We start from the raw sequence: 23,816 nt of genomic DNA, 5'->3' as shown, positions 1-23,816 counted from the left end.
ACCTGACCGCAGCGTATCTGAAAATGTTGATCACGCTTGCCGAGCCCCCGCGGGCGATCAGATCGCGCTCAGGTGTTCGTACAGGATGGTCGCCCCGACCGCGAACAGCACGATGCCGCCGAGGAGTTCGGCGCGTTTTCCCACAACTGCGCCAAGGACCCGCCCGAGCATGACGCCCAATGTCACCATCACGAAGGTTGCAACGCCGATGGCCGCGGCCACGGGCACGATGTTCACATCGAGGAAGGCCAGGCCGACCCCGACGGCCATCGCGTCGATACTGGTCGCGAAGCCGGTGATGGCGAGGCGTGCGAAGCTGTGCCGCGTCGGCTTGTCTTGCTCCGCAGCGGGCTCATCGTTTCTGAGCGCAGCCACGACCATGTGAATGCCAAGCGCGCCGAGCAGGACAAACGCGATCCAGTGATCCCATGCCTTCAGGGTATTGACGGCGGCCAGGCCCAGCGCCCAACCCGCGAGCGGGGTGATCGCTTCGATGACCCCGAAGATTGCACCGGTGCGGAGCGCCTCGCTCCAACGAGGCTTCCGAAGTGCGGTCCCTTTGCCAACGGCTGCTGCGAAGGCGTCCGTGGACATCGCCATGGCGAGTGCGGCGGTGGAGATGAAGTTCATGAGGTAATCCACGGTCGGGCATGAGCACAACGACACGCCAACATAGCCCGACCTGTCGTCGTGCTGGCGCATCGTTGGTCTCGCCAACCGGATCGGCTACCCGCGCCATGAGCCGCAGGACGGCTCAAGTGTGTTGACGCGGACGCTTCCAAACGTTGGAAGCAGGCTACTCCCCAAGAGAAGACGTGATGCTACCAGACCGCCCACCTCGAAGGAAGTCGCAGGGATTGCCGCTCTCGGCCGTGGCAACCGTCTGTGCACAGGTCAGGCTGAGCCCGCACGAGAACGAAAAGCGAACACGGCCTCCCGGCATGGAGGGGCAACAGACCGAAGTCCGCGCCGGATCGCCACCCGTCGAGAAATCGGTGCCGGGGCGATCCCCATTCTTTGCGGCCTGCCACGATCTTCTGCCCCGCTCCGGACATTGGCCCGGAGCCACGGCAGGTGCTACCGAGGCCGCTTCACCAGCACCGGCTCGCTGCGGTAGCGGTCGGGGAACAGTCGCTTGAGGTGTTCCACCTTGGGTAGATCGTTCACGACGATGTAGGGGTAGCGCGGGTTCTCGGTCATGAAATCCTGGTGGTAGACCTCCGCCGGGAAGAAGCTGGGTTTGTCTTCCAGGCGTGTCACGATGGGCTTGCCGAACAAGCGCGTGGCATCGAGCTGCGTCACGTAGGCTTGCGCCACCTTCAGTTGCGCCGGGCTGGTGGCGAAGATGGCCGAGCGGTACTGCGGGCCCATGTCCGGCCCCTGGCGGTTCAACTGCGTCGGGTCGTGCGCGACGGAGAAGAAGATCTGCAGCAAGGTGCCGTAGCTCACCTGCGCAGGGTCGTAGGTGATCTCCACCGACTCCGCGTGTCCCGTGCGGCCGCTGCTGACCGCTTCATAGGACGCCGTGGAGGCCGTGCCGCCGCTGTAGCCCGAGACGGCGCGCTGGACGCCCTTGACGTGCTGGAAGACGCCCTGCACGCCCCAGAAACAGCCGCCGGCAAAGATGGCCTTCTCCACGCCCTGGCCGGAGGGCGGCAGGTCCTGCGCGGGAGGCGGAATCCGCACCGCCTCGTCCGCGGCCGAGCGCGCGGCAGTCTGCCAGAGCAATCCTCCGCCCAGGAGGATCGAGCCGCCGGCCAGAACCTGAAGGAGCCGGCGTCGGCGAAGCATGTTCGAAGGGTTTGCGTATGCATTCATGTCGTACCGTCCTGTGCAAGAAAAGAGCGGGGGCCCGGCGAGCGCTGATGGCGTGGTTCATCCGAAGGTGAAGGCATAGGCCGAGACGTTCGGATCCAGAAACTCGATGCTGAAGGTGCGCTCGGTGATGTCGCCTCGCTGCCGGATCAACTGGTAAAGGCGCTGCTCCGCCACGGTGCCGCTGCCATCCGCCGCGACATCCATGCCGCGGGCTTCGCCCGGCGCCCGACCATCGATGCTGACCTTGAAGCGCACCGGCCGGCCATCGGGCCCCGGACCCAGCACCAGATGCAGGTCGCGCGCGTGGAAGCGGTAGACGATGCGCCCGGAGGAAGCAGCCAGCGTGGCGCTCTCGGCGTTCACATTCCAGCGGCCCGCCAGACCCCAGGCATTGAGCGGCAGGCGCGCCGGGGCCGCGTAGGCCACCGCCTGGTCATGCACGGCCTTGGGCGTGGAGGCGAAGTTCTCGCCGCGCGCGTATCCGAGGTAGGTTTCCGGCGAGCGGACCGAGTCCAGGTCGGCAGCCTGCTGGATGCCTCCGGCGTTCACTTCCGCCAGCCCCTGCGCCACTTGCACGGCGCCGGCCTCCTGCAGCAGTTGCTGGATCACCCGTTCCGACTCGGCGTAGTTGCCTTCACCGAAATGGTGGTGGCGCAGGCGGCCCCGGGCATCGATGAAATAGTGCGCGGGCCAGTACTGGTTGTTGAAGGCACGCCAGATCGCATATTGCATGGCCGGGGGATTGCCCTGCTCGACATTCCGGGCCAAGGGGCGTGCTTCAGGTTCTCGCTACCGGTGTGGGCTGAACGCAATCCTGCGCGGCAGGCGTGAAGACGCTGGGGCGTGCGCAGCCTTCGTGGTTGAGTGCTGCGTTCTCGGGATGGGTGGGAAAGAGCCTGTTCTGTTTTCAATGTCTGCCGCTGGAAAGCCCCGGATTGTCAACGAGAGTCGCCAGCGACGAAGCCTATTTTCATAATCGGGCTTCATCATGAGCTGATCTACCAGACGTGCGACGCAAGCTACACAAGCTGGCGCAGCGGACAACGGCCAGGCGCGAGGTGGATCACGGCCAGTTGGAGGATGTATTGGCGCGGTGGTTCGGCAGCCGATAAATTCGATCACTTACAGTGATCTTTTTGCGATAACAGTAAACCGACCCCCACCCATCGGCAGCGCGCCCAAGAAAGGGCTTCATACCATTTCCCCTCACACAACCGCACTTAGCGCCGGCAACCGCAGTCCAGCTGTACGCAGAAAACCAGACGAGCTCTGGCAACCAGGCCTGACTGCGGGCATGCGGGTGCCGCGCATTTTTTTTACCTTTCTCGCAATATCCGCTCCTGTCGTTCGTCTACACAGGCATGGATACATCGTTTCCCCTTCCTGCGCCTTACGAAAAGACCATCCTGATGGCCGAGCGGAACAGACGTCTGACTGAAACCGTTGCCCGTGAAAGCGGACGGCTGGGGAGCTTCATTCGTCAGCGTGTCTCCGACCCGGGAGAGGCGGAGGACATACTGCAGGATGTTTTTTTCGAACTGGTCGAAGCCTGGCGCTTGCCGGAACCGATCGAGCAGGTCGGCGCTTGGCTGTTTCGGGTGGCGCGCAATCGTATCGTTGACCGCTTCCGCAAGCGGCGCGAGGAGGCCTTGCCGTCCGCTGGCCCAGAGGAAAGCGACGACACGACTCATTGGCTGGAGAACGCCATGCCGGCCAGTGATGGTGGCCCCGAGGCGGCGTACCGGCGTCGTCTGTGGCTGGATGCCATCGCACAAGCTCTCGACGAGTTGCCCCCCGGGCCGCGTGACGTATTCATCGCCCATGAGCTGGAGGGGCGCAGCTTCAACGAAATGGCGGCGGCAAGCGGCACGCCCCTGAACACCCTGCTCGGTTGGAAGCGGCAAGCGGTTCTGCACCTGCGCGATCGCCTTCGACCCCTCTACGACGAACACTCCGACGAACAATCTTGAACAAGGAATGACCATGATGAAATGCTCCAGCGACAATTCCGGCTGCACTTCGCGCTGCATCAAGATCGGCCTGCTGGCCGTGGCCGGCCTCGCCGTCGTCGCCTGGGCCGTCATGCTGTTGTGGAACGGCCTGCTGCCCGACCTGTTTTCCGGCGTCCGCCCCATCGGATACTGGCAGGCGCTTGGCGTACTGGTGCTCAGCCGGATTCTTTTCGGCGGCCTGCGCGGCGGCTTCCACAGCCATTGGCGCGAGCGCCGGGCCTACTGGGAAAGCATGACGCCGGAAGAGCGCCAACAGCTCAAGGGGCGCTTCCACAGCCGCTGGGGCAGCTGCTGTTCTTCGCGTAAAGCCGAAGGGGCGGGGACCCGTGGCGACGCGGACGACAAGCCGTCCGGCAGCGCCTGAGCGACGATGTTGCCGCGCCCGGTTGCGGCCGGGCCGACACGGCTGGATTGAACCGCCACGAGACCAAGGCGTCAATGAAGCAGCACTCCAACCCCGGGCCTTTGCCGTGCGTTCGCACGGGCAACGCCTGTACAAACGCCCCTATATCCATGACCCGAGCCGTACATCAATCATCGACGAGCCATGCTGCGCTGCCGGGTCGCCTGCGCCGTGCCCTATGGCGTTTTCTGCCGCTGATCGGCGGCCTGCATGCTTATATCGGCTGGCGCCTGTTGCCAGCCCTGGACCTCGATGCGACCGGCTTGGCGCTGGTGATTGGCGGGCTTGTTGTTTCTACCTGCCTGGTGCCGCTTGGCTTACTGGGACGCTTCGTCGTGACCAGCCAGACACTGGCCGACCGACTGAGTTGGCTGAGTGGTCTGGCGATGGGGGCGTTTTCCTCGGTGCTGGTGTTGACTGTGCTGCGGGATGTCGTTCGGCTGTTCGCGGATGCGTCGTTGCTGAACAAGCCAACGGCCGTTGCCGTCCTTGGACTGGCGGGCCTGTTCACGCTGGTCGGTTACGTCAATGCCCGGCGGGTGGCCCGCGTCGTCAATGTGGATATCCCGCTGGCCAATCTGCCGAAAGAGTTGGCAGGACTCACCGTTGTCCAACTCAGCGACATTCACGTTGGGCCGACGATCAAGCGCGACTACGTCCAGGCCATCGTCGACCGCGTCAATCAGCTCGATGCCGATCTGGTCGTCATTACTGGCGACGTGGTCGATGGCGGCGTCGAACAGTTGCGCGACGATACCGCGCCGCTTGGCGGTCTGCGCAGCCGGCATGGCAGCTACGTGGTGACCGGCAACCATGAATACTATTCCGGTGCGGCGGCCTGGATGCGCGAGTTCGAACGCATTGGACTGCGTGGGCTGCACAACCGCCACGTCGTCATCCACCACCATGGCGCCCGCTTCGTTCTGGCCGGAGTGACCGATTTTTCGGCGGGCGCGTTCGATCCAGCCCAGGCCAGCGATCCGCAGGCCGCGTTGGCGGGTAGTCCGCCCGACCTGCTGCGCATCCTTCTCGCTCACCAACCCCGCTCGGCGAGCGTCGCCGAAACCGCCGGCTTCGACCTCCAGCTTTCCGGCCATACCCACGGCGGCCAGTTCTGGCCGTGGAATTTTTTCGTGCCGTTGCAGCAGCCATTTACCGCCGGCTTGCACCGGCTCGGTCGGCTGACGGTTTACACCAGTCGAGGTACCGGCTACTGGGGACCACCTAAACGCTTCGGCGCGCCCTCGGAAATTACTGTATTACGCTTAACCAGGGCTTGACTTGATGACGCCGGCCTATGCCGATCCGCTTCCTCAATTTGGTTTCTTGGCCCTGTACTTCTTGAACACCGTCCGCGCGTCTTCGTGCGCGCGGTCCAGGGTACAGATCGATGGGTCATCGTCGTGGCCGCTGAAGTAGTCGTCCGCCTGAGCACGCATCACCAGTTCGATAGCGTCTTGATCCGCAAGCGCGTATTTTTCGGTGATAAGTGTGGTCACCTCGTCGAGGTGTTCTTCATAGGTCATAGATTTCGCTTCTGGGCTGCGTCCAGCCTCCCTGTGCCCGCAGAACACAGGGCAAAGCATGCAGACGAGATAAACACGCGAGTGGTATTTGGCCGCATCCAGATCTTCGACTGCTGGAAGCAGGTTTTGGCAAGAGCAGGAACACTCACAAGCGAGAAGCAGAACCGGCTTTCACAAAGCCGGGCTGAGGACCGGGACCGATATATTCTCCGGCAGCAGCTTCGGTACATGGATCCGCCCGTCAATCCAGGCATCGACCATGTCCGCCCACTCCTGCAGCATGTGGCGCCGCTGCTCGGCGTACTCGGCCTTGTTGTAGACCGAGCGCGAGGAGCGCCCTTCCTCGTGCGCCAAGCACTTTTCGATCCAGTCGCCGTTGAAGCCCACCTCGTTGAGCAGCGTCGAACCGGTGCGGCGCAAGTCATGCACCGTGAAAGGCTCCAGCGGCAGGCCCGCGGCCTTGGCCCGCTCGACGATGAGCTGGGTGACGCGGTTCAGGGTCGCATGCGACATGCAACGCGTCGGCTCGTAACGCGAGGGCAGTACGAACTTCGAGCCAGCCGCACAAGTGTGCAGCGCCACCAGAATGTCCAGGACCTGCCGCGACAGATAAACCACGTGCGGGTTGCGCCCCTTCATGCGCTGCTTCGGGATCGTCCAGGTGGCGTTTTCGAAGTCGATCTCGCTCCAGGTGGCCTCGATCAATTCGCTCTTGCGCACCAGAGTCAGCAGCACCATGCGCAGGGCCAGGCGGATCGTCGGATAGGTCGCGATGGAGTCCAACTGATGGAACGCCAGCCGGATCTCGGTGGGCGACAGCGCCCGGTCTTTAGGCACAAAGGTCGCGATCGAAGCGGCCGCCACATCGCTGGCCGGGTTGTCCACCTTCTCGCCGTGCAGGATGGCGAACGCGTAAACCTGCTTCACGATGTCGCGGACATGCACCGCGGTGGCGGGCGCGCCACGCGCCTTCACCTTGCTGCACAAGGCACGCAGGTCATCGGCGGTGATTTCGTTGAGCAGCCGGTTCTGAAACACCGGCAGGATGTCCCGATCGATGACGTGCTTGCGCATCGCGCGCGTGCTGTCAGCCATCCGGGCGTCCGCCAGCCATTTGAGGGCGACGTCGCCGAAGTTCTTGGCCGCGGTCAGCCGGCGCTTCTCACGCTGCTTTTCCAGTGCCGGGGAACGGCCAGCAGCGACGGCCTTCTTGGCGTCGAGCAGCTTTTCGCGGGCCAGCGCCAGCGAGATGCCGCCAGGACCATAGCGGCCGATGGTCAGGGTCTCACGGCGCCCGTTGAGACGGTAATCGTAGCGGAAGGTGACGGTACCGGCGGCCGATACCGTCACGTACATCCCATCCCGATCAGAAACCTTATAAGTCATTGACTTAGGCTTCAGATTACACAGTGCAGTGTCGGTAAGCATCGAGGTTTTTCCTCCTGTTCGTGACGGCTTTTACCGTCAGGGGCCAGGAGACCCGTTGATGCCCGGAAAGCCGCATGAAACAAGCTTTCCAGAGGAACTTTTTACCGTCAAAGACCGGTTTGGTCTCAATAGTAAACGGGAGGGTCTTAATCCGGTCTCCGGTTCTTACCGTCACTTCTACCGCCAACCTGTTTCGCTAGCCGGCGATAGCCACCGATAGCCAACGAAACGTGTTTCTTTTTAAATCAACACGTTAAGTTAGTTTTTCGATAGCTGGCGATAGTCCCCGAAGGACGTTCTGTCACTCCCACTCGATTATTCACTGGACCGCCACACGCTTGTGTTCCTAGGGTTGTAGCGTTCCATAAAATCCTTCATACCGTCAGAGATACCGTCAAAACCAGTGGGCCAGAGTGGGACGACATGATACGCCTAGATGGTGAAGACATCAGCATCTGATACACCACCCACACTTACCTATGCCCACACATCAAATGATGCCATAGCTTCCTTCGGTATCTACTACCAACGGGAAAATGGGAGGCCAGTGACGGATATCCAGCATTAGTAGCCTTGCTACAACAGGATAGATTCAGCCCCCTGACGCATCACAATACGAGAGTCAGTTCTCCAAGGCTAAACGCGCAAGCTTCTCAAGTACGCTCATCTTTGAATTGTCTCCCCCAACAAGCACACCATTGGTCATGGTGTGCAAGTACAACTGCACCAGAGGCAGATCCAGCAGACCATCCTTGCTGGCAGTACCGTCAGCGCCATAGTGCATTACGTCTCGCATGCCGGAAAGCGCGTCCCCGGAGCCGTTAATACCGCCTTCCGGCGGTACAAATAGCCGCACCCACGAACCACAGTCCTGCACAGGCATCTTCAGCCCAATTCGCTCGCCATGCTTCACATGTTCCGGTCTGAACATCGAGATGTAGTACGGCAATAGGTTGAAGTCGCGGCTCTTGGAAAGGAGCCGGCCCTCGCCGCCCTCCTCTTTCTGTACAGCCTGGTGCTCGTCCTGTACAGCGATGGCTGCTTCGATGCCTGGATAGGCGTCATTGAGGATGATTTTGGGCACGAACGTGCCGGCCCAGACGGTGAACCTGTCGCCAGTTCTGGCATCGACGACCCAGAACTGCCCGTCCCGAATCCAGCTCTTGCCGCTCTCTTGCAGGAAAGGAAACTCTGCTATGAACTCCAGCAGCGCGCCAGGCTTCCCCCATGGGGTGCGGCGAGTCCGCGTAACGCACACCGCACAGCCCTCGATCATCACGTTGACAGCCGCTACCATCTGTTCCGGTGCCTGTCGGCCAGATAGCTTGATGCGTCTAGTTGCGAGAAGTGTTAGCTGCCGTGGGACAGCGTCGGGCATCGATGGGACCATAACTGGCTTTTTGCCCAGCAAAACCTCCTTGAGCGAGAGCTCGACGAGACATCGCTTGAGAGCTTCCTGTAGTTGCCGGGCGTCAGAGTCCTTCGCCTTGCCCGGTCGGAGCGCTGCAAGCGCTCTGGGGCCGTAGTTGAGGCCCTGTGCGGTTACTTGGAAGATCGCTTTGGCAAGCAGGTTGTGAAACTTCGCTTCCGTGTACGGGTCCGCCCTTCCCTCGCCCTTGGCCAGTGCCGTATATGCAACCTCAGGCCGCACCGGCTGCTTGTCGCTGCCCGGACCACCCTTAGTGAGGCGAATACTCCCCGATTCCTCATCGCCCTCGCCGTTCAAGAAAAGGTAGTTCAGGCCACCATCGAGCTGAACGGGTACGCTATCCGCTACCCGCACATCCGGGGCTAGAAAATGCGTCTTCTTGTTACCCGCAACGTGATAGTCCGGCAAGTACTCGGGGAACCTCGCCAATGGAGCGATGGCATCGTGGTCCATTGCTTCCGCCGTGGTGTTCACCACGACCAAAGGACGCTGCAGGTTCGCCAGCGGCTCGAGGGGAATGTACGCGTTGTCTACGTAGTGAGTCGCAACGAAGGTTTCGCATGCGAAATCAATATCGGCCCTGACGAACAAGCGAGCTGCGAATTCTGTGAGCACGTTGAGGTAGTACAGCCGGGTGCGCCTGATTTTCTCGCGGTCGAGGCTCAGGCCCTCCATCGGGTTCTTACGTGCGTCAACCTCGAAAAAATCGTCCGGGACAATGCGGGTCACCCCTATAAGGTAGCCTTCGCCTGCCGAGGCGAGACGCGTTGCCGCGGCAGTCTCGGAGTCCGCAGAAGCCTTGCGAGCAAACCGTTTTGACTTGACGTCACATAGCACGAGGCCGTGCTTCATGTTGACCTCGAACTCGGCTTCCGCTAACTGGAGGTACTTCTTCGATGCTTGGCTGACGCTACCCAGGTACACACTTGGCCCAAAGCCGCCTCGAATGAACGTGTCCTCCTCGAAGGCCGCGGATTCGATCAACTCCTTCATCAGCATGAGCTCAATGAACTTGGCCGGCTGCGCGGCCACCGCGGCCAGCATCGACGGAACATCAAGCTTCGGGCGTGGGCCGAGGTACCAGGCATCTTTGCCGGCCATCGTAAACGACAATTTCGAAGCAGCCTCTCCGTCTAGGTCAAGCGCCTTGGCGATTTCGGCTCGCACAAGCTTGGCTCTTTCCCGGAAAAACCCCGCGCCGCGAGAAGCCCCTTCTTCCCCCTTGGGCATCGCCACAGGGATGGGCACAAGCAGACTACCTTGGCCAGCCTGCCACTGGGCCAGATGCTGCGCTGCCTCTGCCACCGAGCAATTGAATCTGAGCGCGTTCAGCCGCGCATGCGCTGTGACCTGGGGGTCAAGTGTTTGGATTGACATTATTTTCCAAGAATGGCGTCGCGTAGGTTCGCATTGGGCATCCACCCGGCTTCACCGGTGTTCTGCACGTACATGGCCATGAAGCGAATGGTGCCCTGCGGCGGGCGAGTCACTGCAAATTTGTGGGCGCCCTGCAAGTTGACGTACAGCGTGTGAACGATTGCCTCTGGTAGCAGCTCGCGAAGCTTGGCGTGCTTCTTCTCCGCGGTCTCCTGCAGCTGCTGCTTTTTGAGGCTATCGGTGTTCCGGGTCCAATTCTTCAAGTCCACTGCTACCCACACATCCGGAGCGGGCCGCAGGTAGTAGTCAAAGAGCTGGTAGAGGTCGGCATAGAGGGGGTGAAGTTCCGGTCGGATATATTCAACCGGACCGCTTCCTAACTGCAGGTCCTTGGCCCAAACGTTGAACTGCTCGCCAACATACTGTTCGAACTCAAGCTCCGCGATGTAGCCCTTCATAATTTCAGTCACAAACCAAGGCTGCGGCAGCAGTCGCTTGGTCTTGTCTACCAGACGGAAGCCTCGCCACTCCCTCAGGAGACGTTGTGTTCTTTCCGAGAGGCGCGACACTAGGCTGTCGGGCGCCACCATGCCCGTCCAATCGAACGCTTCCGTTCCGTCGTCAGCATCCGTAATCACTAGATCAGACATGCCAGCCATGGAGAACAGCCTGGTGTAGACGTCGGCACCAGCTGGCACTTCCACGAAGCAACCGTCTAAGTAAGCCTCGGGGACTCCGCTGGCCCGCAGGTCCTCCAGGTACTTAACCGGATCGCTAAACATAGTGGAGCGGAACAGCAACTCCCACGTCGTACGGGCTGCCAGGTCAGACCGGAAGCGAGCTGGCATCGAACTGGTGAACTCCCTAAACGCCACCGCCTTCTGCAAACTCTCAATGTGATGGTTCTCCCGTTCGGCAACTGACGCAAAAATACCTGTCTTGCGATGATGCAAGGCCAGCCGTTCCAAGACGGCGCGTTGCGCCGGAGAAGCACGTTTGCGCAGTTCGGGTGCGTGCCTCAGGCCCAGGTGAACCATCCGAGCAGCCTCCGAGCTGACATAGAGGTGTTGGCACAGCATCTTCTCTTTGGGTCTGCGCTCGCCGCGGCCGAGGGCTTGGAACACCGTCCGAGTGATGTCGATGACGTGTTCCTTGCGCAGACGTTTCCAGCGGTTACGCGAATACTCGAACAGCAGATCGCCCTTGGACATGGCCGCCCACTCTGGAACGTCATCCCTCAGTACCTGCGCAAAGCTTTGGAACATCTCCATCGAGAAGCCGCTTGAGCCAGACCGAGTATGCCGAGTGTAGTACGGGTCATTGAGGAGGCAGAACAGTTCGAAATCGCGCTCAGTTCCGTGCTGCTTGGTCAGGAAGTTGATACCGCGAGAGGCCGACGCGTATGCCGTCCAAAGCAGTACCTTCTTGCGGCTGATATCCAGCGCATCCTCCAATTCCTTATTGAACTGCCCCTTGTCGTCGTCCTCTTCAGTTGCGCCTGTTTTGGTGCGGTCCTTTTTTCGGAAGCGTTCCGCCGAGTACAGAACGATATGAATTTCTTCGGTCTCCCCAAAATCGTGATAAGTCGGTACAGCCCGCGGCTTCACCACGAAGTAGTCGCCCGTAGTGTCTTTCTGCGTGACTAGCCCCAGCGAAGAGTTGGCCAAGCGAATCAGGCATTTCTTCACATGTTGGGTGGTCTGGCACAGAACGAGGCCCGAGCGAATGCTAGTTGCCATAAGTTTGTCCAGGCTGGCGACCAGGCCCTGCAGTTCGTGCCGTTTGTGTCTGTTCAACGGCCCGTAGCCGGATTCGCCCTTCTTTGGGCGAGCATCATCAAACAGCTGGTACAACCCTTTGAATGCCGTCGAAGTCTCGAACGTGGGTGCTGGGTCTTCGTCGTCGAGGATGACGACCTTCCGCTCCCGCTTCTTCAGGAACTCCAGTGCCTGGGCGCCAACCACCTCCAGTTCGTCGTCTCCCATCTCTGAGAAATGGCCACCGCGCTCTTCCAAATAGCGGCGTAGGTGTTTCGTGTTGAAGGCACCCGACGAGGCGGAATCCAAACCGCCAGTGGCGCTCATCAGGTACACGCCGTTCGTTCGTCCGAGGGCTCGAACAATGTCCTCCTCGGGTGTGGCACGTAGGGAGGTAATGGTCAGGGTGAGGCAGATGTCCGCCTCCTTGTTGTACTCCTCGGCCTGGTTGCGGCTCTCCTCCAGCGTCACAACGGACTTGGTGTGTTCGAACAAAAACGAATCCGTGAGCAATTCCTTATCGCTCACCTCGGTCTCCAGCCCCTCGGAAGCTGTCTTGCCGTCGAAAAGCCGGCGTACATCGGAACGGAACCTGTCCAGGCTGGGGTAGCGTTCTTGGTCCACCTTGGACATCTCGATGGCATCCTCTCCACTGGTCACCGCCAAAACGCGCGCCATAAAGATCACCAAGCGAAGGTAGTCGTACAGGCTATACGCCCCTTCGGGGATGTTGCCATCGTGGTACAGCAAGCGGATGGTCTGATGCGCCGTGTCTTTCATGAGCTGAACCTGGCGCAGGAACTCGGTATCCATCACGCTGGCCGACTCGGTGAAAAAGGTTTGTCCGGGCTGGTCCAAGACCTCGCCGTACGTCGAACGACTCATGGTGAAGAATTTCTTATTCACTACGAGGTCGTGCAAATTCACGAAAACGTCGTAATCGGTGCCCTGACCAGGCCGCCTGATATCCTGCACGTATGAGCGAATCCGCTGGAGGACCCGTGCCTTTTGACGAAACCGCTTGAAGTCAGCATGGGCGTCATTACGCTCATGAAGCTGCGTGAGAACCTCGAGCAACTCCTCGTCGGAAAAATGATTCGCGGCTTTCGGAGACAGTTCGATTAGCTTTGTACGCAAAAGCTCAACCCTGCGCTGCGGCAGGATGAACGATGCCTTCGTACGTTCGACCTCCAACTTGAACTCATCTTCCAGACCTTTGCTGATACAAGCGAAGTCCTCCAGATGGTTGTATACCTTGTACGCCAGCTCCCGCCGCGGGCCAGACAGCTCAAGGCGCTCGAAAGCCATCGGCCACTTCAGGTCGAAGTATTGGAAAAACTCCGTGATGACCAGGTTCAGGTCATTCCGGCCGCCGGAGTTCACCACCGACTTGCGCTGTTCGAACAAATACCAGTAGGAGTCTTCCTCCTCATCGACGAACGTAACGACGCGAGCAGAATCTGGACACCGGGACACCAGCAGACCAAGGGCACTCCCGTCTTGATTGAGCTCCTCCAGGAACAGCGGCAGGCTTTCCCAGTCGTGCTGTTTGAAGCCACCCTTTCCATCAGCCGCAAAGACCTTGTGTGCCACCTGCGCCTTGGAAGCCGTACTGACAACGATGCCTGGCGCATCAAGAAAGGCCTGGAGCGGGTGAAGGCGTCTCACGAGTTCCGCAACCTCTCGAGCCTGCATATGCCGATCTTCGTCACGATCGGCGGACCGGCTTTCTACATCCAACTGAATCAGCTTCCAGACGAACCTGTCGGCGAGACTGCGGGCTTGTCTTGCCGACTTCAAATACGCCGCTCTTGTATCCTCGTAAGTATCGTCTGCAGTGGACATTCCGAGAAAGTTGGACTGTTCGCACGAAGCCGCTTTGGCGCGCAGTTCCTGAATGCGGCTGCGGATGCTTTTCTCGGTGTCCGCGTGTTTGGGCGAGCGCTCCATCTTCGTGACAACTTGGGGGTGGCGCTCCAACCAGTGCACCAGCGCCAGACAAGCGCTGAAAAAGGTACGGTCGTTAACGTGGTAATCAATCGAGTACAGCCGATAGACCGGGATATCCGCACCATACTCGAGCACCGCTCGTGCAAGATCGTCGGCATAGTTCCTGGCCTGCTCATGCTTACGTACTTCACCGCTAAACTGAGAGACCAGCGATTGCAGTGGAGCAATGAAGACGGGGATGACGTCACATTTGAGGAACAACTCGATGCTGAAGGCTGCGGCGTTGTAAGTCTTTCCGATGCCCGTGTACCAGTTCAAGAGTTTGATGAACGGCCGGTCATTCGAGCGCAAATAGGGTTCCTTGAAGCCCTTGAGAAAAATCTCTGTCGCGGTCCGGGATGGTTTTTGGGTCATTCGCCCGCCCGCGCGAATACGTCGAACGAATCCCAAGAGGAATCCTGCAGTTCCAGCAAATGGGGCAACGACGTTCTTATTGCAACTCTCCCCAGCACTAATGACCAAGCGTTGGCTCTGGGAGCTTCGCAAAGCAGGCTTATAGTGAAAAGGAGATTCATCGTTTCAGAAGCATACATTACCAGCATAAACTCGTCAACGGAAGCACGGAGTTCCGTTACACCGTTGCGTAAACCAGGCACAGAAGCTTCCGCTCTATCAACAAGTCCCCGCACGGGATGGCGCGAGCGGCAGCATCGCTGAGTGCCCTGAAGCAACGGTCCAATGATTTGAAATGTCAGTGTTCACAGGATTGAACTGCCCCCCCCTCATCAAAGGCGCATTGGCGGCTTTGCACACAGACCAAACGACGATCAGTCCAGAATCGGCCAACTTGACGCCAACCTTAAAACCTGATTTCATGATCGCGCGGTTCAGCCGAACCGTGGGTGAGTTGCTCCCGTCAGCGCACGCACCGGACACCGTCCGGCCTGGCAAAACCAGCCTGCTTTACCCACTCCTCTTCGCCGGCTTGATATGACCTCCGGGAAAGCCGAACAACGCGTGCCGTTCGTTACCGAGCTTTCCCTCATGGAGATTTGTCATGTCCTCCCAATTCTCGGCCAATTCGTCGAACCACGTCCCCTTGTCTGTCGAGGCCAGTGCCGCAGCACTATGGACTTTCATCAAGGCTCGTTCTCCGCACTTCACCTTCGAGTCCGCAGTCGATCTGTTTCAGGAACTGAATCCCTCCTCGGATGAGGATCACAAGCAGCTTGCCCGACGCCTGGCTCAAGCACTTACGGCCCGCGGCATCAAAATCAAGCACTCGAACGCCCTACAGGCCATCGCCCGCTTGAGCGGTAATGGCAGCTGGCATACCTGCGACCAGCCAACCATTTCCAGACTGCGCTTCTTTGCATTCGATACCGATCAAACGCAGGAATCCAAGTTTGCGTCCTGGAACGAGTTGTCCGCCGCACTTCGAACATGGACCGACCGACTCTAGGCTCGCGGACAAATTCCTCTCGGTGTCCTGACCCTGAACTTCAGTGGCAAAGTATTGACCTTGTCGACGCCGGTACCGAACAAGGATGAGGAATCAGGACGGATAGGTAACGATGCTTGGCCCCTCGGTGTCATCACCTCGCTTTCCGAAGACGATGATTGGCTGACAGGTTCCGCAGTCGCCCTTGAGAAACTGAGGCGCCATCTCGAAGAAAACGGTCTTGCCGTGGTGGACGGATGTGCTGTTCTTTACCTCTGCGCGAATTCCCATGATCGGCCGGGCAGCATCAATGCCGTCACGGTGGCCGATGTACCGAATTCCGAATTGGTATTGCTGCGCGAAGATCATGAAGATGACCCGCAGAGTGGCTACGAAATCGCCCGTGGCGATGAATTGACCTGCTGGCATCAACTCGAGTTGTCGCTGCGCGATGATCGAACCTGTGTCATGCCATCGATCAGCATTACCACTCCAACCGAAGGTGGCGGCGCCTGGTTCGTCAACGGCATCCGACATGTGTGGGCGGTCGAAACGATCAAGCCCAACGAATACGTACCAGGCCGCGTATTCCGCCAAATCGGCATCAACGACTGCGAACGGCTGCTACGCCGCTACAAGCTCGCGAAGCGAATCCACGCCAGCGGTTTTCTCCATCATGACTTGAACAAGCGGATCGAGTACCTGACAGGTCTTCCGCAAACCTACCGCGTTGACCTGCATCGGGTCTTGCACCTGCTCAACCGGGCTGGACTCACCTGGGAAGCCTACCTCGAACGTTTCGAACAAGCGCCGCAGCCGATGCAGTCGCAGTTGCCGGCGGGTTTCGTTTTCGAATTGTTGAAAAACCTACAGGCTGATAAGCCCAACGACCTTTTCGCGAGGCCCAATCTTTCGGAGATGGTGCGCGTCGATGACGACAGCTTGCTGCGCAGCCTGATGCCGCGAATCAGTTCGGTCCGGTACGTCCGCCCCGAGTTCGTTGACGACGAGACCGCCAAGGCGTTACGCGAGGCGGTTGACACGTTTGCGAGTGCGCTACACATGCACCAGTTGATTGCCAGCAATGGGCTGACCATGGAGCATGAACTCCCCTATCTGGTATATGCCAGTGACGCCGAAGAGTTCCGCACTTCAGTCAACACCTTGGGTTTGGTGATGCATGTCGCCGTGATGCCACATCTTTTCCCCATTCCGGAACAATTTACGAAGGAATCCGCCATCGAAGCCTGGCCGTGGGCTTTTGGGCATGTGCTGTACGCTCGCTTTTCGGTCGCGGAGGAAGCGCAATGAGCCCGGCCGCTGCAAAAATGCGCGAACTTTTGGAGGCACGCGAATTGGCTGCATTTCTCGAGGCCTTCGAGCAATACCGGGATGCCAAGGCGTGGGAACCTGCATTGACCGCCCTCACTCAGCGTACTTTCCCACCCTTATTGCGCGAAGCGCTGGGACACGACCGCTTGACCGCCTCGGCAATCGTTCGCTTGTATCGCTTGATACGCGGCGGGCGCTTGCTGCTCGTGGAAAATGATCTGTTGAAGGAAATCAACGAGCGTATCGATACCGCGTTTGCAGAAGCTGAACCAGCCACCAACCGACCGGTAGCGCCGCTACTAACCTTTGACGAGGTCGACGAAAAAGGCTCGCGACGTACGGTTTTTCCGCCTCCGCTACGAGCTACCGAAGTCAAGCGCGTGGCGATCGTTAGTGCCTTTTCGATCGAAACTTGGTCGAACGTCGATGCTTTCGATTTTCGGCAGAATGTTTGTGCGAGCCAGCAAGAGCGGGAATTCCTGCGCGCCGTCAGGCAGTTTTTCCCATCGCTGCGGGTCTACCCCAATGTCCCCCTCCGGAATTTCATCGATCTGAGCAAACTCGAGGCCTTAGTACCGATTCGCACCCACCGCTACGGATGGTCGGCACAAGTCGATATCTTGCTCTGTACGGACGATGAAGATCCAGTCGCCGGGATAGAGCTCGATTCTGCTTTCCACGACTCAGAGGAAGCCGTCGAGCGGGACCAACTGAAAAATACTTTGTTCAAGCTCTCGGGACTACCGATGATCCGTCTCCGGTCCGACGACGAAAAGTCGGTGCGCGCAGAAGACTTTTACGACCTCTTGGTCGCTGAAGCTGATGCCCTAGATGCTTTGCGCCCGCGCCGCATGCGCCCCCGCCGTACGCATGACTTTCTAGTGCCCGCTGAGAGTTACCATCAGGTCGTGAAGGTCTGAAAACCTGTAACTGCAAGGGGATTCAAAAATCCCCTTGCACGCGGGGAGAGCTCTCGCCCAGGCACTAAAGCCAAGGTCGCAAGCTACATGATGAAGCTGCCCAGGTCTGAATACCCCGCTGGCTCAATGGACAGGTTTGCAAGTTTAGGTAGCAGGACGCGGCGACAGGAGAAATCCTCTCCCCCATCCTGAATCCAGACACCTAGCCGTCGCTCGAGCCAACCGTGGGCATATGCTTCACCATCGCGAAACGGATGGAAAAAGTAAGGATCGACATCGCGATGCTTCGGATCGAGCACGACGTAAATCGACAATTCATCACCGCTGATCGCGTCCACACAAGCAATGGCAGGTGTCTCTTGATCAAACTGGAAACGGAACAGGCCGCGCTCACAGTGATGGGAATCTGGGGTGCCACCTTCCCACCAGTTATCCGTCGGAGACAAGCCGAACTGTCGCTGGGCGAGCCCTGCATTAATTGCCGCCACCATAAGATTTCGCCAAGCCTGCCAGCGGATCCCCTTTTTGGCACGCAAGGGGGTCGTCTTGAATGGAGAATAGGAGCAATCGAGTTCAGGCAACACATTCGCCAACGGGAACGCCGAATAGCCGAATCGCCTAAGTCGCTCCCTGAGTCAACCGTTATCGGGCTTTGACACCTCGACGGTGGAGTGCTGTGCGAATTCGCTACGCAGGGCCGCATATGTATTGAAGCCAAGTGCAGCGGCGATCGCTTCACTGAGATGGGAAGATGAAACGTGGGGGACGCGATGCGCTGCGAGCGCCTTCAGATTGCGGATTGCAGCGTGAGAAACATAAAACGTCGAATCGGACATGCCTCTTCCTTTCCAGGCTTTTGGTCAACGTCTGCCGATTACGCATCGACCGAAGAAAGGGCACGGTCTGACAAGGTGCTTCTCAGTGAACGTCGTTTAACCCGGCAGAAGGTTCAGCGTGACGCGGCTTACGACGATTATAAGTCACCGTTTGCAAAATCGATAGCGCGTGGGCAGAAGCCTCCCTGGACGGCATCGGCTGACAATTGCACATTGAATGCAAACGCAAACGGATCGCCGACTGCGGCCAACGCGCCCGCCACTGTAGCCATCATGCGCAATTGCGGCTGGTGCGTCGTGAAGCCCTACACGCCTCGACGCAAAGCATCGAGGCAGCGACGCAATAGTTGAGCATGGAACCATGATCCACAGCTCGGAGAGGTTTTCAGCGCGATACCGACGTCGCTCAATCACGCTCGTAGCGAGTGCTCTTGATCGAGTTCATCGTGGCAAAAGAGAACGGTTCCCCAAGCACTGCAAACCCCACATCGAGATCCTTGAGGCCACCGTTCCTAAAAGCGATCTGCGGCACGAATCCATACGTCTCGTGGGGCACCCACGAGAACTCTGTACTCTCGAGGATCGCACCCCATTCGTCCAAAGAGGGCCATGAATCCACTCGGTAGGCACCGGCCGCCAAGTACATCGGGCCACCACGAGCAAGTTTGTATTGCTCGGTCACCAGTTCCGTCGCGTGCGACATGTAGAAGATGGCGGACTGCAGATAGTGCATCGCCGCAAGCAGTGCGCGGTGGGAGCGACTGCCGAGTTTATCCAGATCGATCAGCCCATGCATCAGATCATTACGCAGGTCATGGATCAGTTTCCAATCGGCCTTGCGCTCCTTTTCGGCATTGCTTGGATTGAGGTCAGCCAGCACGAAGGTGCGAAGCCCGACCAATGCGCTCCTCTTGCGGGTGAATTCGTGGCCACAGGATTCGCACTTACCCCTGACCTCCTCCGTTCCGGGTGTCAGAGCTGCGGCTTTGGCCAGGGGCGGTTCCATCGACTCCAAGCCGATGTAGGCCTCCTGGAAGGCCGCCGTGTCGTCCAGGTTTCCAATCGCCTCCCGGTATTGGAGCGCCGCCCGACGAAGACGATGGCCTGATTCGAGCCCATCCCAATGGGCGAGAAGATGCCTTGCCTGGGCAACCGTCTGGTTCGTGATGGCTGGCTGCCAGTGTTTTAGCGGCAGGCGCATGAACATCAGGAACTCGCATTCGTCGGCCTCCTGCCTACCGAGCTGGGCAACTTGGAGCGGCTCGCTCGCCTGAAAAGGCGATCCCGAGACCAGAGAAATTGCCGAAAGAAAATCCTCCAGCAATGAAAGACCGCGGCGCGCCATCACCAGCAAATCCTCATCTGTTCCGGCCTCGAATTCAATAGCCAGAAGCGAACCGCCCGACAGAAGCTTTGTTCACTCGCTCTCTTGTACGCTTCTGATGGAAATGCTGCAGTTAGTCTTCTGGATCGACAACCCATCGAGCACTTGCGATGCCATGTTTACCGATAAAGGCTGATAGGCTAGCACACGGTATCGCCCCGTGTCCGAAGTCCCCTTTTTTGCATTAGCTGTCACGGTACAGCCCTTCCCTTCGTGCCAAGCTCCACTCCCCTTCTTCCTCGTCACAGTATCTCCGTTGTTTATTTCAAACTCTTTTTGTCGCTACCACCTCGGCTTGCCGAGGCGTTTTTTTCGTGCTGACCGGATTGTCCATCGTCCAGTAGCCGATGAGCCGGCCTTTCGGTTCAATGAGCCGGTGAAACATCACCGACTACATCCCATTTTCATTGCTCATCCAATAGCGCTGTCATGTACAGTGACCGCGTAGAAGTTTGATCGTCAGTCCGACGTTGCTCCATCATAGACCAGAGTCTCCAGACTGGCCTCCTCCTCAAATTTCAGCCCTTACAACAACAAACCATGACAGGGAGTCAGATGCATGGAATTGGATAGCATTCGTCTATCGGGTTTTCAATCCTTCGGCCCCGAGCCCACCGAACTCACGCTCAACGACATTACCTATCTGATCGGCCCAAACGGGGCGGGCAAGACGGCGGCACTTCAGGCACTCTGCCGCCTGTTCGCTTTTGACCCCTCGCTACGACGGATTCGGCGATCAGACTTCCACGCCCCCTACGACGAAGAAGATGTACCCGACGAGCGAACGCTCTGGATTGAAGCCGACTTTACCTTCCCGGAACTCGAAGACGATGACGATACCTCCACGGTAGCCCCCCACTTTGGCCACATGCGGCTGGACACCGTCGACGGTCCACCCCGCGTTCGATATCGGTTGAGCGCCTCGATGGGCATAGACGGTGATATCGAGGAAACCCTGGTCTACGTGCTCGATCTGAATGCCGACGGTGCCCCACTTACGACGGCACAGGTTCCGCGGGCGGAACATAACCATGTGCAGGTCCACTACCTACCCGCTCGACGTGATCCGGCCGAACATATCGCGTTCGGTACCAATGCTCTGCTTGGACGGATGCTGCGAGCCGTGAACTGGGATGACGAGCGAGAAGAAATCAAAGACCTCGCGGAACAGATCAGCGAAAGCCTAGCCGACAATCCGTCGATCACGACGCTGAGCGAGAGCCTGAAGACAGCCTGGAGCACCTTGCACAAAGGCAACTTTTTCGCCGACCCCCACATCACCTTCGTCGCATCCGAGATTGAAGCCCTGTTGCGTCACCTGTCCGTTTCATTTTCTCCAGGGCATGACGACGACCTAGTCGATTTTTCCCGGCTAAGTGATGGTCAGAAATCCATGCTGTACCTGTCGCTGGTACTCTCAACCCAGTCCATCGGACGCGCAGTGCTCGCAGGCGACGACGACACCTTCGATCCCGACAAACTGCGTCCGCCGGTATTTACGATCATCGCCCTCGAGGAGCCCGAGAACAGCCTATCACCCCACTACTTGGGACGGATTGTGAATGCCCTTGTCGCCATGACGGGGAATGAAGACGCTCAGGCCCTGATCGCCACCCATGCGCCTTCCATGCTGCGGCGTGTCAACCCCAGGCACATCCGCTACCTGCGGCTCACCAGCGAGCGGACCACCAAGATCACTCGCATCCGCTTGCCGAAAAAAACCGATGTAGCGCACAAGTTCGTCCGTGAAGCCGTACAGGCTTACCCCGAGATCTACTTTTCCCGCCTGGTCATTCTGGGTGAAGGCGACAGCGAAGAAATCGTCCTGCCCCGCATCCTGCGGGCCAAGGGTATTCCAGTCAACGAGTCCGCCGTGACCGTCGCGCCGCTGGGCGGCCGTCACGTCAATCACTGCTGGCGCTTGCTCTCCGCTCTGGAAATTCCCTATCTCACCCTGCTCGATTTGGACGTGGCCCGTCACCAAGGGGGTTGGGGACGATTCAAGTACGTCAATGATCAGTTGGGGGAACATGCTCCAGCTAACCAGCTACCCTCGAATTACGGCATTCCTGACTGGAACTCCGCGGAGGAAAAGGTCCGCGCCTATCCCAACTACCTCGAGCAACTGGAGAATCGAAGTGTCTTCTTCTCCTATCCGATGGACCTCGACTTCGCGATGCTGCAGGCTTTCCCGGATGAATACCGCGCTGAACAGAAGCCTCCAGGCGAAGCCACCATCAAGGCTGTCCTAGGTGACAGCCATGGTGATGCGGAACAATACGATGACGACGAACGTGCACTGTTCGGCACCTATCATAAGCGTTTCAAGCTGGACAGCAAGCCGGCGGCCCACATCGACGCCTTGGCTCAGTTGAGCGACGAAGAATTGCTCGCCGACATGCCAGCATCGCTGGCACGGCTGGCGGAAGCGGTGATCGCCAAGCTGGAGGAACTACCCGAGTGATCGCGGTCAACGATTGGCATCCGGCAGATGGACTGACGCTTGAACCCAACGCCTTGCGGGCCGCACGGGAGACACGGCGCTGCCTAGCCCTGACGGCCGGTCCGGGCGCCGGCAAGACGGAAATGCTTGCGCAGCGCGCCGATTTCCTACTGAGAACGGGAACCTGCCGCTATCCGAAGCGGATACTGGCCATCTCGTTCAAGGTCGATGCGAGCAAGAACTTGAAGAATCGCGTGCTGCGTCGTTGTGGTGCTGAACTGGCCTCGCGTTTCGACAGTTACACCTTCCACGCATTTGCCAAACGGATCATCGACCGCTTCCGTCCGGTGCTGACCGGGCGGGATGCGCTCGATGTCGACTACAAGATCGGCGACCGGAAAATCACACGACGGCAGATCGAATTCACCGATCTCGTCCCTCTCGCCATTCAGATTCTCGAAACATCGGCCGTGGCCCGCAACGCTGTTCGGCTTACCTACAGCGACGTCTTCCTTGACGAATTTCAGGATTGCACCGATCAGCAGTACGTCTTGGTGAAGCTCGCATTTCAGGGGACAGCAATCCGTTTGACGGCGGTCGGCGACACCAAACAGAAAATCATGGGCTGGGCGGGCGCGCTCGATGGCATATTCCAGACCTTCGCAGCGGACTTCGCAGCCGAGCCGCTCAACATGTACCGGAACTTTCGCTCCAAGCCTCGCCTGCTGCGCATGCAAAATGAAATCATCAGGCGGATGGACCCGGCTGCCGTCATGCCCGATGAACAGCTTGCAGGGGACGAAGGCCAGATCTGCACATGGCAATTTGCGAACAGCCAAGCGGAAGCCGAGTATCTGGCGGACCTCATCGGTAGTTGGATCAACCGTGAGCAGCTCGCTCCTTCGGAAATCGCGGTCCTGTTCGTCCGCCAACCCGACCTCTACGGCGATCACCTGATGGCGGCGCTAGAACGGCGAGGCATCCCATTTCGTAACGAACAACAAATCCAGGATATCTCGGTGGAACCAGCCGCCAGGCTGGTCGTCGATTTCTTGTCCTGCCTTTACGGACAGCGGGAACCCAAAGCCTGGATCCGGTTGATGGCGCAGATCATTCCTTTCGCCGACGAGGATATACAGTCTGGCATCCTGCAGGATTTTCATCGCTTCATTGCCGAACAACGAAGAAATGTTGCTTTGGCCACGGCTCTGGGTGATCCGTTTACAGGCTGGTGGGACTTCGTCCGCTCATTTCTGAACAAGGTCGGGGTGGAGACCCTATCCGCGCTTTCACCGGATTACGAGTCGAAAGCGCGGCTCAAAGAGATCGTCAATGACACCAAGAGCCACATCGACGAGTTACTGAGGTTGGAACCGGATTTGCCCAAGGTTCTGACGCGTTTCTCTGACGATCAGGCCGTCCGCCTCCTGACGATTCACAAGAGCAAAGGACTCGAATTCGATTCGGTCATCGTTCTCGGTGTCGAGAACCAAACCTTCTGGGGAGAAGAAGATGCTGAGCGTTGCGCTTATTTTGTCGGCATCTCGCGTGCCAAAAGAAGGTTGATATTGACGGTATGCGAGCGCCGAGACACTCCACCATCCAATCCTCGCCGGTGGCAGGAAAACAGAACGCCTCACGCCGAATTCCTGAGTTATGCCACGCCATTTCTCGATACTTAGTGAAATTGCATCACATGGGTAACATCAACACAAACCGCCACCCACCAACGAACGCTCTCAGCACTTGCAACGGCTAAC

18 protein-coding genes and 1 riboswitch are annotated in these 23,816 nt (G+C 58.8%); of the genes, 8 read left to right on the top strand and 10 right to left on the bottom strand.

Annotated features, from left to right (window positions below; translation table 11 throughout):
• Positions 1 to 57 precede the first annotated feature (57 nt).
• The 3 genes from mntP to QM701_RS21990 form a co-directional block, all read right to left on the bottom strand.
• Positions 58 to 630, bottom strand: a complete 573-nt coding sequence (gene mntP / locus QM701_RS22000; protein WP_415169129.1) for a manganese efflux pump MntP — start codon at positions 628 to 630, stop codon at positions 58 to 60.
• A gap of 14 nt (positions 631 to 644) precedes the next feature.
• A riboswitch (yybP-ykoY riboswitch) is annotated at positions 645 to 807 on the bottom strand.
• Positions 808 to 1,077: 270 nt separating this feature from the next.
• The gene (msrA, locus tag QM701_RS21995; RefSeq protein ID WP_415169128.1) at positions 1,078 to 1,791 is read right to left on the bottom strand and encodes a peptide-methionine (S)-S-oxide reductase MsrA; all 714 of its coding nucleotides are present in this window, start codon (positions 1,789 to 1,791) and stop codon (positions 1,078 to 1,080) included.
• An 84-nt stretch (positions 1,792 to 1,875) separates the two neighbouring features.
• Positions 1,876 to 2,550, bottom strand: coding sequence for a hypothetical protein (locus tag QM701_RS21990; RefSeq protein ID WP_415169127.1), 675 nt, complete (start codon positions 2,548 to 2,550; stop codon positions 1,876 to 1,878).
• 629 nt (positions 2,551 to 3,179) lie between these two features.
• Here QM701_RS21990 and QM701_RS21985 point away from each other — a divergent pair.
• The 3 genes from QM701_RS21985 to QM701_RS21975 all read left to right on the top strand — a co-directional run bounded on the left by QM701_RS21985 (position 3,180) and on the right by QM701_RS21975 (position 5,513).
• Complete coding sequence (locus QM701_RS21985) at positions 3,180 to 3,788, top strand: RNA polymerase sigma factor (RefSeq protein WP_415169126.1); 609 nt, start codon at positions 3,180 to 3,182, stop codon at positions 3,786 to 3,788.
• Between the two features lie 13 nt (positions 3,789 to 3,801).
• Complete coding sequence (locus QM701_RS21980) at positions 3,802 to 4,194, top strand: hypothetical protein (RefSeq protein ID WP_415169125.1); 393 nt, start codon at positions 3,802 to 3,804, stop codon at positions 4,192 to 4,194.
• A 74-nt stretch (positions 4,195 to 4,268) separates the two neighbouring features.
• Entirely contained in the window at positions 4,269 to 5,513 is a 1,245-nt protein-coding gene (locus tag QM701_RS21975; protein ID WP_415169124.1) for a metallophosphoesterase, read from the top strand.
• A 33-nt stretch (positions 5,514 to 5,546) separates the two neighbouring features.
• Here the strand turns inward: QM701_RS21975 and QM701_RS21970 are convergent, their stop codons facing one another.
• The 4 genes from QM701_RS21970 to QM701_RS21955 all read right to left on the bottom strand — a co-directional run bounded on the left by QM701_RS21970 (position 5,547) and on the right by QM701_RS21955 (position 14,114).
• On the bottom strand, positions 5,547 to 5,759 hold the full coding sequence (locus QM701_RS21970) for a hypothetical protein (RefSeq protein ID WP_415169123.1): 213 nt from the start codon (positions 5,757 to 5,759) through the stop codon (positions 5,547 to 5,549).
• A gap of 171 nt (positions 5,760 to 5,930) precedes the next feature.
• Positions 5,931 to 7,187, bottom strand: a complete 1,257-nt coding sequence (locus QM701_RS21965; RefSeq protein ID WP_415169122.1) for a tyrosine-type recombinase/integrase — start codon at positions 7,185 to 7,187, stop codon at positions 5,931 to 5,933.
• A gap of 622 nt (positions 7,188 to 7,809) precedes the next feature.
• Positions 7,810 to 9,993: a hypothetical protein gene (locus QM701_RS21960; protein ID WP_415169121.1), complete on the bottom strand. Its 2,184-nt coding sequence runs from the start codon at positions 9,991 to 9,993 to the stop codon at positions 7,810 to 7,812.
• Positions 9,993 to 14,114: a hypothetical protein gene (locus QM701_RS21955; RefSeq protein ID WP_415169120.1), complete on the bottom strand. Its 4,122-nt coding sequence runs from the start codon at positions 14,112 to 14,114 to the stop codon at positions 9,993 to 9,995. The genes QM701_RS21960 and QM701_RS21955 overlap by 1 nt, the downstream gene beginning before the upstream one ends.
• Positions 14,115 to 14,757: 643 nt before the next feature.
• Between QM701_RS21955 and QM701_RS21950 the strand changes: the two genes are divergently transcribed.
• The 3 genes from QM701_RS21950 to QM701_RS21940 are packed head-to-tail and all read left to right on the top strand — an operon-like array spanning position 14,758 to position 17,393.
• Positions 14,758 to 15,162, top strand: a complete 405-nt coding sequence (locus QM701_RS21950) for a glyoxalase superfamily protein (RefSeq protein ID WP_415169119.1) — start codon at positions 14,758 to 14,760, stop codon at positions 15,160 to 15,162.
• A gap of 54 nt (positions 15,163 to 15,216) precedes the next feature.
• Positions 15,217 to 16,452, top strand: a complete 1,236-nt coding sequence (locus tag QM701_RS21945) for a hypothetical protein (RefSeq protein WP_415169118.1) — start codon at positions 15,217 to 15,219, stop codon at positions 16,450 to 16,452.
• Positions 16,449 to 17,393: a DUF2726 domain-containing protein gene (locus QM701_RS21940; RefSeq protein WP_415169117.1), complete on the top strand. Its 945-nt coding sequence runs from the start codon at positions 16,449 to 16,451 to the stop codon at positions 17,391 to 17,393. The genes QM701_RS21945 and QM701_RS21940 overlap by 4 nt, the downstream gene beginning before the upstream one ends.
• Positions 17,394 to 17,476: 83 nt before the next feature.
• Here the strand turns inward: QM701_RS21940 and QM701_RS21935 are convergent, their stop codons facing one another.
• From QM701_RS21935 to QM701_RS21925, 3 genes are all read right to left on the bottom strand, one after another.
• Positions 17,477 to 17,974: a hypothetical protein gene (locus tag QM701_RS21935; RefSeq protein WP_415169116.1), complete on the bottom strand. Its 498-nt coding sequence runs from the start codon at positions 17,972 to 17,974 to the stop codon at positions 17,477 to 17,479.
• A gap of 54 nt (positions 17,975 to 18,028) precedes the next feature.
• Positions 18,029 to 18,229 (bottom strand): hypothetical protein, encoded by a 201-nt coding sequence (locus QM701_RS21930; protein ID WP_415169115.1) that lies wholly within the window; start codon positions 18,227 to 18,229, stop codon positions 18,029 to 18,031.
• Positions 18,230 to 18,635: 406 nt separating this feature from the next.
• Positions 18,636 to 19,577 (bottom strand): hypothetical protein, encoded by a 942-nt coding sequence (locus QM701_RS21925; RefSeq protein ID WP_415169114.1) that lies wholly within the window; start codon positions 19,575 to 19,577, stop codon positions 18,636 to 18,638.
• Between the two features lie 595 nt (positions 19,578 to 20,172).
• Between QM701_RS21925 and QM701_RS21920 the strand changes: the two genes are divergently transcribed.
• Together QM701_RS21920 and QM701_RS21915 are read left to right on the top strand one after the other, a co-directional pair.
• Positions 20,173 to 22,077 carry an ATP-dependent nuclease gene (locus QM701_RS21920; RefSeq protein WP_415169113.1) on the top strand — a complete coding sequence of 635 codons (1,905 nt, stop codon included), beginning with the start codon at positions 20,173 to 20,175 and terminating at the stop codon, positions 22,075 to 22,077.
• Positions 22,074 to 23,738 carry a UvrD-helicase domain-containing protein gene (locus QM701_RS21915; protein ID WP_415169112.1) on the top strand — a complete coding sequence of 555 codons (1,665 nt, stop codon included), beginning with the start codon at positions 22,074 to 22,076 and terminating at the stop codon, positions 23,736 to 23,738. The genes QM701_RS21920 and QM701_RS21915 overlap by 4 nt, the downstream gene beginning before the upstream one ends.
• The last annotated feature ends 78 nt before the right edge of the window (positions 23,739 to 23,816 follow it).

The sequence above is a fragment of the Propionivibrio sp. genome (assembly GCF_047602565.1).
Taxonomy (GTDB): Bacteria; Pseudomonadota; Gammaproteobacteria; order Burkholderiales; family Rhodocyclaceae; genus Propionivibrio.
This window is presented reverse-complemented; position numbering and strand designations above follow the sequence as displayed.